Genomic DNA, 13,752 nt, shown 5'->3' on the forward strand with positions numbered 1-13,752 from the left:
AATGATAGCAGTCAGTAATGTAAGTCTTCAATTCGGCGACCGCAAGCTATTTGAAGATGTGAATATACAGTTTAATCCGGGCCATTGTTATGGTCTAATTGGTGCAAACGGTGCGGGGAAATCGACATTCCTTAAAATTTTGTCAGGTGAACTTGAACCACAATCTGGAAATGTGATTATGAACAAAGACGAACGTCTTGCTATTTTGAAACAGAACCATTTTGAATACGAGGAAAGCGTCGTACTTGATACAGTCATTATGGGTCACAAACGTTTGTATGACATTATGATGGAGAAAAACGCAATCTATGCAAAAGAGGAATTCTCAGATGAGGACGGCATGCGCGCAGCTGAACTTGAAGGTGAATTTGGCGACTTGAACGGTTGGGAAGCTGAATCTGAAGCAGCAATCCTTTTACAAGGACTTGGTCTCGCAGATGAATATCACCAATTGAAGATGTCTGAACTAAACGGTTCTGATAAAGTGAAAGTGCTTCTTGCACAAGCTTTGTTTGGTAAGCCTGACGTTCTTCTTCTGGATGAGCCTACAAACTCACTTGATCTGAAAGCAATCCAATGGCTCGAAGAATTCCTTATGAACTTCGAAAACACGCTTATTGTTGTTTCCCATGACCGTCACTTCTTAAACAAAGTTTGTACGCAAATTGCGGATGTCGACTTTTCTAAAATCCAGATTTATCCGGGTAACTATGATTTCTGGTACGAGTCAAGCCAACTTGCACTAAGAATGTCACAAGACCAAAACAAGAAAAAAGAAGAAAAAATTAAAGAACTTCAAGCATTCGTTGCCCGCTTTAGTGCCAATGCTTCGAAATCTAAACAAGCTACTTCACGTAAGAAAACGTTGGAAAAAATCGAATTGGATGATATTAAACCATCTTCAAGACGTTATCCTTTCGTCAACTTCCAAATGGGCCGTGAAATTGGAAATGATGTTCTAAGTATCCAAGAAGTTAACAAAACACAGGATGGCAGAGTAATGCTTAAAGATGCTTCATTTACAATTGACAAAGAAGACAAAGTCATTCTTCTTGGAGATCCTCTTGCAAAAACAGCGCTCCTTCAACTGCTTGCCGGAGAGTCTGAGCCTGATTCTGGAGCTATCAAATGGGGAGTTACGACAACACATGCATACCTTCCTATCGATAACAGTAAATACTTCCAAGGTTCGGAAAGTTCACTTGTTGAATGGTTACGTCAATATTCACCTGACGACCAAACCGAGACATTCCTACGCGGATTCCTTGGCCGTATGCTGTTTTCAGGTGATGAAGTGAACAAGAAACCATCCGTTTTATCCGGTGGGGAAAAAGTTCGCTGTATGCTTTCAAAAATGATGCTGACAAGTTCGAACGTTCTTCTTCTGGATGAACCGATGAACCACTTGGATCTTGAATCAATTCAAGCGCTTAACAACGGACTGATTGCATTCAAAGGTGCAATGATCTTCACATCACATGACCAACAATTCATCCAGACGGTTGCGAACAGAATCATTGAAATCCATGATGATGGTACAATCTTCGATAAATTGATGAACTATGATGAGTACCTAGAGTGGAAAGAACAACAAGAAAAACAAAATAAAAAGAAATAATTTTAAGCCGTTTCCCTTGATTGGGAAACGGCTCTTTTTATCGCTAAATGATGTTGGATTTCCGATTGCAATTCCTACACTTGCGTATGATATCCGTCGAAATGGGTATAACCAATAGAAAGGAGTGTTTTCATGAGGAAAATAAATCTTTTCATTTTTCTGTTAGTAGCGGTCCTTGTCTTTTCAGGGTGTTCAAAAAAACAACCGACTGCCCTTGATAATTCGGGGTCAACCAATGGCACAATTGGTGAAGGTATCGTCAAAGAAAGCGAAAGTGAGAGCGATGGTGAAATTTCTTTAACTGATCTTTTTCTACCGGATGGTTCAAAGGCGCATTATCTAGGTGAAGGAAATGAATTTGCAGAACTTGATGTTGAAGTCGCACGACCATTTGAAAATTATGTTGTCGTCCATGAGAATAATGGCGGCTCCCTGGTTCGCCATATTTATAAAATCGAACCTGACAAAATAAGCATCTTAGACGAACAGACTGTCGAATTAGTCAAAGACTTCCCCACCCTGGCAGAACTGGATGCAATGGATCCAACTGGTGTTTATCTTAAAAAACCCATAAAAAAAGGAACAACATTTGATACGTGGACAATTGTTGAAATAGATACAACTGTCGATACACCGTATAAGAAGTTTGATCATGCTTTCGTCATCGAAATGAAGACGGATGACTTCGTCAACCGTAAGTATTTCGTTGAAGGGTTTGGTGAAGTCAAACGGGAATCTATCATGCAGACGGATGACGGTGAATTCGTTGTTACCTCCACGTTGAAGACAGTCGACAAATAGCGATGTAAAGAAGCGTCCCTCGTTAGGACGCTTCTTTACATCGCAGAATAAATTCACATCTTCCAAAAGGTACCGAAACTAACGATTACCTTTTGGAAGATGCGAATCCGTATTTATTTCCAATGTTTTTTTAGCAGAAAGCATTGGGCATCCCGTCCTTCATTAAGATAACACCATGATACAGTTGGAGATCTTCATCACAGCCTTCACAGAAATTTATTTCGTCTTCAGACCAAAAGGCAAAAAAACAGTCTTTTTTCATAGCCTCACGTTTATGCTTTTCTCGTAATTCACTAGTCAATTTTTTAAAGTGTACCTCAGCAAGTACTCTATCATCAAATGAATGGCGTGAACGGATTGTTTCTTCCCACTCCTCAAACATCCACCATGGCTCATAATCTGCTTTCATATAAATCACTTCATACATTTCCTAAACCTCCTATGTAACTCTTAGTTGAATGTCCTTCATTTTAACAAACTCCCTCCTGATGTCCAATTAATTGCTTCCCTTTTGAATTCAAATGGTAGGTGTAGATTGCATTTATCGGGTATAATTGAACTACTGACATGAAACTTTATTCGTTTTGAAACGTATACAGTATAGGGTCAAAGGAGGTATGAATATATCATGAAAGAAGTTAAACAATTTTTTATAAGACATTTTATAACAGCACCAATCAGTTTTGGATCCTGGCTCTTCTTTGTTATGGGTGCAGGTATGAATATTTTTGCGGCTACTGGCCTTTTGGTAGCGATCTACTTTGGCGGAACGTTTACCCTGAAGCAGATTCAACTTTCATCCAACTTAAAAAATCTCGGGATGTCCCGTTCTGAATACAGTCATATAAAAGGTCAGATTACTGGTGCGAAAATGAAAATCAAACGACTGAATGGTCTTTATGGACAAGTTAGATCAATCCAGGCATTTAGGCAACTTCATGAAATGAATAGCCTATCTAGAAGGATTCTTGGCCTCGTCCGATCAAACCCTAAAAAGTTTTACGACGTAGAGAAATTTTTCTATGCCCATCTTGATTCCGCAGTCGAATTGACTTCGAAATATGCGTTGCTTGTCAACCAACCATTGAAAGATAAAGAACTTCGCATCGCATTACAAAATACGCGTGAAACGCTTGGGGATGTTAACAAGCAATTGGAGCAAGACCTACGAAGCGTTTTAGCGTCTGATATCGACCAGCTCCAAATGGAAATTGACTTTGTTGATGTATCCATGAATAATAAAAAGCCGCTTCTTGAAATGAAAGGAGATCCACATAATGACCGAAAATAATCCTATAAAAACAATTGATGATTTACTTGATAGTCCTTTTGATTTTCAAGAACCCCTTCTTCCTAAGGAAATGCAAACAGAAAAGAAAGAGGCTGAAACAAGCGTTAAACTGATTGACCGTCTATCTCCTGAAGAGAGGGAGAAGGCAAAAGTCCTTGCACAACAAATTCCTGTCGGTAACTATGAAGCAATTATTACGTACGGCGCAAATGCTCAAAGCGAGCTTTCAAGGTTCTCCACTCAAATGCTCGATCATGTTCAAGGCAAAGATATTGGACCTGTTGGAGATGTATTGAAAGATTTGATGGGTAAACTTTCTGAAATAGACCCTGACGATTTATCAGACAAGAAGAAGTCAGGTCTAAGCAGATTGTTTAATAAAGCAACGCGATCTGTTCAAGAAATGATGACGAAATATCAGAAACTTAGTACTCAAATCGACAGGATTGGTGTTCAACTTGAGCATTCGAAACGTGGCCTTTTAGAGGATGTTAGAATGCTTGATAATTTGTATGATCAAAATAAAACCTATTTCCAAGCGTTAAATATCTACATAGCCGCGGCTGAATTAAAACAGGATGAACTCGCCAATGAAATCATCCCTGAAATGCGCAAAAAAGCTGAGCTATCGAATGATCAAATGGCATTCCAGGAAGTGAATGACATGGCACAATTCCTTGACAGGTTGGAAAAACGCCTTTACGATTTGCAGTTATCACGACAAATCACCATTCAGAGTGCACCTCAAATCAGGATGATTCAACAGACAAACCAAACACTTGCAGAAAAAATCCAGTCATCCATTATGACATCCATTCCCCTATGGAAAAATCAGATAGCAATTGCCTTAACGTTAAACCGACAAATGAAAGCTGTAGAGTCTCAAAAACTTGTTACGAAAACGACAAATGACTTGCTGTTGAAAAACTCGGAAATGCTGAAAATCAATTCAATTGAAACAGCTAAAGAGAATGAACGCGGCATCATCGAAATTGATACGCTGAAAAAGACGCAAGAAAACTTGATTCAAACTATTGAAGAGACACTTATTATCCAAGCAGATGGTCGTGCAAAACGTAAAGCTGCTGAAATAGAAATCGGACGAATGGAAGATGAGCTGAAACAGCGCCTTCTTGCTGTTCATGAAAAAACACAAAACCGTCCTCTCTAAGGGCGGTTTTGTGTTTTCACCTTGTATATTATCTAGGAGTTTACTCGCGGTTCACGTATTTCTTATTACAATCGCGAGTAATTTTCTAAGTATCCGCAATGTCTGATCTGTGAAACTATCGACCGAGTTGGATGATGCGGTTTTATTGCCAAACATCATTGAAAAAAGTGCTTTTTGGTCAACAGTCGGTTCTTCAGTTGAAAGGAATAGATGAATGATGGAAATACCTTTTTTTTCAGTTTCCATTACCGCTTCTGCTGTATCTAGGATACCGTTCCGATCATAACCAAATGCCGATGGCTCCCCGTCTGAGAAGACTAACAAAAACTTGTGCTTCTCCTGCCTCATCGCAAGCTGATCGGCCATCCATCTAATCGCGAATCCGTCACGGTTGTCTTCATTAGCATCAAACGACAATATCGATAAACCGTTATCCTTATTGCGATCTGTAAACGTATGCATAAGCTCAAATACATTCGGTTGCACTTCTTTTGTAGCGTTATTTGCATCCTCATAATAGGACGAAATTTCATGAAATACACCAAGTTGACGGAGTACATCATGAAACAATAGTACAGCCTGTTTTGTTTCGTCTAATTTGTCGAGCATCGAAGCTGAACCATCAACTAGTAGACCGAATACCGCATCTAGATTAACAGATGGTGCACTCTTCCTATAAAATGGTTTCGGTCGTTCATCCACAACCATCGTCGTTAATTTCGTAGACAGTCGTCCCTTCATAAGGCGCTCACGTTTTGAATCCTGTTTCAAATCGATTCGTTTCTTCATCTCCTCGACGAAGGAACGAACATACGGCTTTTGCTCTTCTCGCCAAACGGTCAATAGTTGACGATTTTCAACCTCGTCTATGACTTCTATCCGTTGTTCCTCATACACGACGTTCACATGCTCTTTTCCAAACATCTTACCCGCTTTCATCTTTCGATCGCGTTTGTCTGTCTTATCACTGGTGTCATCCGTCCAACGATCGCTGTCATTCCCCTCTGAATCACCTGAGCCCGTCTCTTCGACCTCAGCATCTTCATGGCCTGGCGTTGCATCGTTGGCATCACTCTTCCCAGAGCGTCCGTGTTCAAGTTCAAATTCAAGGTGGACGCCTGATTCACTCTCGCTTTCACGATGCCAGGATCTAAAAACTTCTTCGATTGTCTCTTTTGGACCTTCCTCGCCTTCTTCGGCGTCAGACATCCCTTTATGATAATGAAATACAGTATTTTCTTCTGTAATGGAATCCCCCGCTGAATAATACTGTTTGACAAGATCCTTGTCAATTGACCTTTCTACAATCCCTGTAATTCTATCCGCAATAAATGTATTGTCCTCTGTACTTTTTGAATCGTATGCGTGTTGCAGAACGGATTGAATGAGATCATAGTCGATGGAATGAGCATCCCAGTCGATGGACGTTTCTGCAAATAAGCCTTCATGGAGAGATATGAATAACTGATTCATCATCGCATCCGCAAGTTGATTTTTCTGCATATTCGAAGACTGTGCATTGCGGTGGAGGTAAACGTAGGCTTCCCTTCTAACTTCGAATGCACTTGCGGTTCCAGGTCTTTCCTTCGTAATTACATCAATTAAACGAAACTCTTCCAGCATCAATAATAATTCAGATGTGAATTTCTGGAGTGGATATAAGCTAATTGACCGGCTAAATTTAATCCATGACTTAACACTAAAATGCTTCCAATAACCTGATGTTAACAAATAGATATCAGACAGACGGCCAGCGTGGATCACTTCGTCTGTTCGGTGACGCCAAAAAACACTCATCGAGATAATACCTTCTTGAGGTCGGAATTCAAGAAGCTTTCGTTCCGTTAATTCAATGAATGGTGCATCTGCTAATGCGCGCCCTAATCGTTCATACAATAAAAGCGTCTTGGCATCGACCGTTTCATCATTAAATTGAATGAATCGATTCATCTTCACCATAGCAATCGCCTCATTTCACCCAAGTATCGACTAATTCCATGACAAGTCTACGTTCAATTGTATCATCTAGCTTTTCAGCGATGGCATACTGGACTGCACGTTTCACAGGGATATGTTCTGCAAGTGCCATAGCGTCTAGCAGACTTCTCACGGATGCTGCCTCATCGGATAATAATCCGTTCATTACCTGTTTCTTCAAATCGATACTGATATGAAGGAATGTCTCAACAAGCTGTTTTGAGGCAAATGGATACGTATCCTTCATAACTAATTCTAATTGTTCTCCAGTCAGGTACGGGACTGTGAACGATACAAAACGGTTTTTCAATGCTTCATTCATTGGAGATGTTCCAACGTATCCTTCGTTTATGGCTGAAATGACCGTAAAGTCTTCATGCGCATAAATGACTTCACCTGTAAACGGATTTGTCAGCATACGACGATGGTCCAAAACACTATGAAGGATGGGTAACGTTTCAGGTCTGGCCATGTTGATTTCATCAATATATAAAATATGTCCTTTTTTCATAGCTTGTACTACGGGACCTTCTACAAATTCAATAATAGTCTCTCCGTCTTTGCTAATTATCGTTTTGAAACCAAGCAATGCTTCAGCATCCAAATCAACCGAACAGTTTATGCTTTGCATTGGCTGATTGAAATAATGTGAAATTGTTTGGGCTAACTTCGTTTTTCCAGAACCAGAAGGCCCTTTCAATAACACTGGTTTTTTCAATACAATACTGATAAGGACGTCATCCAATAAATAGGGACTTGGGGAAACGTAACCACCTTCTTGTATTAATCGTACTGCTGCGGTGTCATGCGTTTTCGTTGAACGAAGCTGCTGTTCTTTTTCTACTAGCGAGTTCATAACCTTACCTCCTTATAAAAAAGCCCGCACACCAACAAGTGGGTAGCGGGCTTTAAGTTCACGTCTAGAAAACAGTAAAATCTTGTATTGTGAATAAATTCTAACATGGAGATTTCACGTCTAGACTCCGGGCGCAAAATGCCGGATCATAATTCAGCCCAGCTGGGAAGGATTGAACTGCATCCTTCCCGGGCAAAAAACGCCGCGTCGCCGGTCCCCGTCATGTCTGTCGCGGGCCCAACTACAGGATGTAAGGTCACGCAGCCTATTGCCACAGGACGTGGCAATGGCTGCGTACCTTTATAACGGCGCCCTGTGCCTTTGTTTATTCAAAATACGTTTTATAATAGCCTCCGACTTTACCGGAATTATCGAGAATGAAAATGAATTCATCTGTTTCGTTTTTCACTTCATACTCTTTACCTGGTGTCAGAACATTGTTCACTACATACTTTTCAGCGTCTGCATGCTTACAGACGACAGTACGGATTGCAGGTGCAGTCATCCAATCTTTGAATGTCATTGTTAATCACGCCTTTTCTATGGAGTGTATAAGGAAAAATCGACCCGCTAACAATAACGGGCCGATTACCTAACTATTTTTCGTCTAGATTTCGAGCGCTTTTCTTATTAAGAACCTAGAAGTAGATCTTCCGGATTTTCAATCAATTCTTTTACCATTTTCAAGAAGCCAACTGAATCTTTACCATCGATAACACGGTGGTCATAAGAAAGAGCAACATACATCATTGGACGGATTTCAACATTGTCACCAATAGCTACTGGACGCTTTTGGATTGTATGCATGCCAAGGATTCCTACTTGAGCACCATTCATAATTGGTGTTGACATAAGTGATCCGAAAACACCACCGTTTGTAATTGTGAAAGAACCGCCTGTCATATCTGCGATTGTCAATTTGTTGTCGCGTGCTTTTTTCGCAAGTTCGACGATAGTTCCTTCGATTTCTGCGAAGTTTTTACGATCAGCGTCAACCACGTTTGGTACAACTAGTCCGCCATCTGTTGATATAGCGACCCCAATATCGTAGAAGTTTTTAAGAATGATTTCATCGCCATCGATTTCTGCATTAACATAAGGATATTTCTTAAGTGCAGCAACAACTGCTTTCGTGAAGAATGACATAAATCCTAGACGAACATCGTTTTGCTCGAAGAATTGGTCTTTCTTACGTGAACGAAGTGCCATAACGTTTGTCATGTCGATTTCGTTGAATGTTGTAAGCATTGCTGTTGATTGTTTAACTTCAAGAAGTCGTTTTGCAATTGTTTGGCGACGACGTGTCATTTTCTCGCGAGTTACACGTCCGTCCTCTACTACTGCTGCTGCTTTTGGTGCGGCAGCTGCTGGTTGTGCTTTTGGTGCAGTACCGTGCGCTTCAACATCTTGAACACGAACGCGTCCCATTGGGTCAACTGGTGATACCGCTGCAAGGTCGATGCCTTTTTCGCGAGCTAGTTTACGTGCTGCTGGGCTTGCGATTGTACGGTCTGATCCGCTTGCATCTTCAGTAGCTGCTGGAGCAACTGGTGCTGCTTCCACTTTTTGAACTGCTTCCGCTGCTGGTGCAGATGGAGCTGCAGCCGGTGCGCCTGAACCAGAACCAACAATTGCGATAACTTGGCCGACTTGGACTGTATCGCCTTCTGCTGCTAGATGTTCTTGGACAATTCCTGCTTCTTCTGAAATGATTTCAACGTTTACTTTGTCTGTTTCAAGTTCAACGATGAATTCACCTTTCTCAACGCTTTCACCTGGTTGTTTCAACCACTGTGCAACCGTTCCTTCTGTAATCGATTCTGCAAGTTCTGGTACTATGATCTCTGCCACAATAAATTCCTCCTCGAGTCTACCGTTAGTACGGTGTTAACAATCAATATTTCATATGTTGATTAAATTAAACTAAATAAGGCTTACTTCTTCAATGCCTCATCTAGTATGCGGTTTTGTTCGATCTTGTGAGATTCGCCGTCACCTTCTGATGGGCTTGAACGATGAATTCGTCCAACATAGGATACTTTCTTACCATCCGCAACTTCGCGGATATAAGAATTTGCAAAATGCCATGACCCCATATTTTTCGGTTCTTCTTGTACCCAAACAAGTTCTTTGGCGTTTGGATAACGAGAAATGATATCACTAATTTTATCAGCTGGGAACGGGTAGAGCTGTTCCACACGGACGATATGCAGATGATCGAAGCCTTTGCCATCTTTCACACGTTCAGCAAGATCAATCGCCACTTTACCGCTTGCAAATAGGATTTTCTCAACTTTATCAGTATTCTTGCCTGTTCCAGGTTGTTCAAGCACCGTTTGGAAGTGGCCTTCTGTCAAATCGTTGACATCAGCACCGACAAGCGGGTGACGAAGAAGCGATTTGGGTGACACAATAACAAGTGGACGCATCGATTTATCACCAAGCATTTTTGCTTGTCTGCGAAGTATATGGAAATAGTTCGCCGCGCTAGAAAGGTTAGCGACCGTCCAGTTATTTTCCGCACAAAGTTGCAGATAACGTTCAAGTCTTGCGCTTGAGTGTTCAGGTCCTTGCCCTTCATACGCATGCGGTAATAGCAAGACGAGTCCGGATTGCTGACCCCATTTAGAATAACTTGAAGAGACGAACTGATCGAACATTACTTGTGCCATATTCGAAAAGTCTCCATATTGCGCTTCCCAAATTGATAATACTTTTTGGTCTTCTAAGTTATAGCCAAATTCATAACCGACAATTGCAGCTTCTGTCAATGGGCTGTTATATGCGACGAATGATGCTTTTGAACCGCTAATATGGTGAAGTGGTACAAGTTCGTCACCTGTTTTTTCATCGTGAAGGACTACGTGGCGGTGCGCAAATGTACCACGTTGGACGTCCTGACCTGTCATACGGATTGGATTACCGTCTTGAAGGATTGCACCGAATGCTAGTGTTTCGGCATGTGCCCAATCGATTTTCCCTTTTCCGTTGAACGGATCTTCACGACGTTTCAGGATTTTTCCAAGCTTCCCAAATACATTGAAGTTTTCAGGATATATGAGTAACTCTTCATTGATGCGGCGAAGATTAGCTTCGTCCGTGCCAGTTTCAAGGTCTCTTGGATACCCTGCAAGTACTTCTTCAGGCGTAGCGTTTGAAATCAATGTTTTTTCTGAAGTATGTTCTTTTACTTTGTCGTATGCTGCTTGCATCGTTGCAAAAACTGAAGCGTCCAGTTTCGTTACATCAACTTCTGTCAAGATGTTCTCAGATGCAAGTTCAGATCCGTACAGTGCACGAACTGTTGGATGTTCATGGATTGAATGGTACATAACCGGATTCGTCACAAGAGGTTCATCCATTTCATTGTGTCCATAACGACGATAGCCAAGAAGATCAATCAGAATATCCTTGCTGAACTTTTGACGGTATTCGAATGCGAATGATGCAGCTGCGATAACTGATTCAGGGCTATCCGCATTGACGTGTAATACTGGAACTTCATAGCCTTTTGCAGGGTCTGAAGAATAATGTGTTGATCTAGAATCGTAATATTCAGTTGTGAATCCAATCATGTTATTCGCGATGACATGAATAGAACCGCCTGTTTTGAATCCACGAACACGGCTATAGTTGAATGATTCTGGCACAATTCCTTGTCCTGGGAATGCTGCATCCCCGTGGATAAGTACTGCGTAAGCAGCATCTGTTTCTAGTACAGGAATACCCGGGTTATCCGTATTTTCCTGTGCAGCCCTTGTTTGTCCTGTAACAACAGGATTGACGACTTCCAAATGGGATGGGTTATACGCAAGGAAACGCTGCATGCCCGATTGCCCCTTGTATAAGGCACCCATATGGTATTTCACATCGCCGAACCAACCGCGTGTAGTTTCAAGTGAACCATCTGTTGGAAGGAATGGTTCTTCAGGAACACCCGCAAATTGTGCAAACATTGTTTCGTAAGGTTTATTTAAAATATGTGTAAGTACGTTTAGGCGACCACGGTGGGCCATCCCAATCAATACTTTTTTCATTTTTTGTTCTTCAGAAAGACGAACAAGTTCGTCAAGGAAGACAACTAATGTATCAAGACCTTCAATAGAGAACCGTTTCGCTCCGACGAAAGTCCGGTGGATGAATTTTTCAAACCCTTCAATTTTCGTCAATCGTTCGAGAAGTGCTTTTTTCTCATCTACAGATAGTGTAGCGGAAACATTCCCGTTTTCGATTTTAGATTGAATCCAGTTTCTTTCTTCTTCGTCAATAACATGATCGAACTCATAGGCGATTTTACCTGTATATAATGACTTCAAATAATTCACTGCTTCAAGCCCATCTTCTACACTTGCAGGAACATTTTTAAAGAAAAGAGATGCTGGCATTGCTTGTAAATCACTTTCTGTAAGTCCATAAGTGGAAAGTTCAAGACGTGTTGAATCTTTTGGACGATCGCTAAGCGGATAGATATCTGCTGCAAGATGTCCGTATGTACGGATGGCTGTTTGCAACTGATAGGCGGAGAATACTTTACCGAAATCGCCAGGAGCTACTGCCCCGACCGCTTTGTCTTGCTCTGTGTTGCTCATTGTAGGCGCACCAAAACGGCTGAACATCTCGGCAAGTTCAGCATCTATAGATTCAGGTGACGTTTTGAACAGTTCGTACATTTCCATTATATACCCAAGGTTCGGACCCGAAAAAGCAGCATAGGGGGAACGATGAGCGTCAGCATTGTTCGACATGTAAAATGACCTCCACATTTGCCAAAAGGCATATTGTGTTTATATTTTTTTATCCTCGTTAATTTTAACACGCAAACACTTTAACTTAAAGGGTTTAGCGTTAACTCTTTAACTTTATTACCGTCAACAAGAATACACTGGATTCTCATTACTTGCAACCATTCATTAACCCACCGAAAAACTGAGAATAGTCTCTTCCAGCTATTTTCGGTGTGACAGGATCATTTCAACCATTTCTTCCGGTATTTTGGGTGTTGCTACTTTCTTCATATTCCCGATCAAACTGTCTTTCTCATCTACAAAAGATGCGAATTCTTCGGATAGTGGGCGTAGCTCCACATCTTCCTCTTTCAATACATTTGCGAGTCCGAGCGATTTAAAATGATTGGCATTCAAAATCTGATCCCCTCTGCTTTTTGCAGCAGAAAGTGGAATAAGCAGCATCGGTTTACGTAATGCCAGTAATTCAAAGATTGCATTTGACCCTGCTCTAGAAACCGCAAAATCAGACGCCGCTAGTAAATGTGGTAACCCCTCTGTTACGTATTCAAATTGTGTATAGCCGGGTGTACCTTCAAGCGTTTCATCTAGATTTCCTTTCCCGCAAAGATGAATAATATCGAAATCATGCAAAATGGCAGGTAAATCTTTTCGAACAGCATCGTTGAGTATTGAAGAACCCTGACTTCCGCCCATTATAATTTGGACTGGTTTCTCACCTGACAGGCCGGCAATGCGCAAGCCTTCTTCCCGGGTGCCATTGAACAACTCGGGTCTGATGATTGCACCGGAGCAAGTCGCTTTGCCAGCGGGTACATAATTTAGTGTTTGTTCGAACACTGTAAAAATATGATTTGAAAAAGGTAAAGCCATTTTGTTCGCAAGTCCTGGCGTTACGTCAGATTCGTGAATGACAACAGGTACTTTCGCCATTTTCGCCGCCAAGACGACAGGCACTGATACAAAACCGCCTTTGGAGAAAATTATTTCTGGTTTGACTTTCCTAATAACCGCTAACGCTTGTAGAACCCCCGCACCAACACGGAACGGATCTGTAAAGTTTTTCATAGAGAAATAGCGCCGCAGTTTACCACTTTGAATGGGATGATAGACAACTTCAGGATAACCATCGCCAATCAGTTCTTTTTCAATCCCTCGATGCGACCCAATGTAATGAATTTCATACCCTTTTTCGCTAAACACAGGGATAAGCGCTTCATTCACGGACACGTGTCCCGCCGTGCCGCCCCCTGTCAATAATATAACCGGCCGTTTCATGGGCCATTCACCTCT

Annotated in this window: 11 protein-coding genes; 4 read left to right on the plus strand and 7 right to left on the minus strand. The window is 41.4% G+C overall.

Annotated elements, in window-relative coordinates:
* Position 1 precedes the first annotated feature (1 nt).
* Positions 2–1,618 carry an ATP-binding cassette domain-containing protein gene (locus MKY15_RS19990; protein WP_187044951.1) on the plus strand — a complete coding sequence of 539 codons (1,617 nt, stop codon included), beginning with the start codon at positions 2–4 and terminating at the stop codon, positions 1,616–1,618.
* 132 nt (positions 1,619–1,750) lie between these two features.
* Positions 1,751–2,419: a hypothetical protein gene (locus MKY15_RS19995; protein ID WP_338656517.1), complete on the plus strand. Its 669-nt coding sequence runs from the start codon at positions 1,751–1,753 to the stop codon at positions 2,417–2,419.
* Between the two features lie 130 nt (positions 2,420–2,549).
* Here MKY15_RS19995 and MKY15_RS20000 read toward each other — a convergent pair whose 3' ends face one another.
* Complete coding sequence (locus tag MKY15_RS20000) at positions 2,550–2,846, minus strand: DUF1033 family protein (RefSeq protein ID WP_067209719.1); 297 nt, start codon at positions 2,844–2,846, stop codon at positions 2,550–2,552.
* 201 nt (positions 2,847–3,047) lie between these two features.
* Here MKY15_RS20000 and MKY15_RS20005 point away from each other — a divergent pair, with 201 nt between their 5' ends.
* Complete coding sequence (locus MKY15_RS20005) at positions 3,048–3,710, plus strand: 5-bromo-4-chloroindolyl phosphate hydrolysis family protein (RefSeq protein ID WP_342538389.1); 663 nt, start codon at positions 3,048–3,050, stop codon at positions 3,708–3,710.
* Positions 3,697–4,881 (plus strand): toxic anion resistance protein, encoded by a 1,185-nt coding sequence (locus tag MKY15_RS20010; protein WP_067209725.1) that lies wholly within the window; start codon positions 3,697–3,699, stop codon positions 4,879–4,881. The genes MKY15_RS20005 and MKY15_RS20010 overlap by 14 nt, the downstream gene beginning before the upstream one ends.
* 51 nt (positions 4,882–4,932) lie before the next feature.
* Here the strand turns inward: MKY15_RS20010 and MKY15_RS20015 are convergent, their stop codons facing one another.
* From MKY15_RS20015 to MKY15_RS20040, 6 genes are all read right to left on the minus strand, one after another.
* Positions 4,933–6,840 (minus strand): hypothetical protein, encoded by a 1,908-nt coding sequence (locus MKY15_RS20015; RefSeq protein ID WP_342538390.1) that lies wholly within the window; start codon positions 6,838–6,840, stop codon positions 4,933–4,935.
* 10 nt (positions 6,841–6,850) lie between these two features.
* Positions 6,851–7,714, minus strand: a complete 864-nt coding sequence (locus tag MKY15_RS20020) for an AAA family ATPase (RefSeq protein ID WP_342538392.1) — start codon at positions 7,712–7,714, stop codon at positions 6,851–6,853.
* 325 nt (positions 7,715–8,039) lie between these two features.
* Entirely contained in the window at positions 8,040–8,237 is a 198-nt protein-coding gene (locus tag MKY15_RS20025; RefSeq protein WP_186670502.1) for a DUF6501 family protein, read from the minus strand.
* 107 nt (positions 8,238–8,344) lie between these two features.
* Complete coding sequence (gene odhB, locus MKY15_RS20030; RefSeq protein WP_187044957.1) at positions 8,345–9,565, minus strand: 2-oxoglutarate dehydrogenase complex dihydrolipoyllysine-residue succinyltransferase; 1,221 nt, start codon at positions 9,563–9,565, stop codon at positions 8,345–8,347.
* A gap of 83 nt (positions 9,566–9,648) precedes the next feature.
* A complete protein-coding gene (locus MKY15_RS20035) occupies positions 9,649–12,459 on the minus strand; it encodes a 2-oxoglutarate dehydrogenase E1 component (RefSeq protein WP_342538393.1) in 2,811 nt (936 codons plus the stop codon).
* A gap of 201 nt (positions 12,460–12,660) precedes the next feature.
* Positions 12,661–13,737 carry an undecaprenyldiphospho-muramoylpentapeptide beta-N-acetylglucosaminyltransferase gene (locus MKY15_RS20040; RefSeq protein WP_342538394.1) on the minus strand — a complete coding sequence of 359 codons (1,077 nt, stop codon included), beginning with the start codon at positions 13,735–13,737 and terminating at the stop codon, positions 12,661–12,663.
* Positions 13,738–13,752: the final 15 nt, after the last annotated feature.

The organism is Sporosarcina sp. FSL K6-1540 (genome assembly GCF_038620285.1).
Taxonomy (GTDB): domain Bacteria; phylum Bacillota; class Bacilli; order Bacillales_A; family Planococcaceae; genus Sporosarcina; species Sporosarcina psychrophila.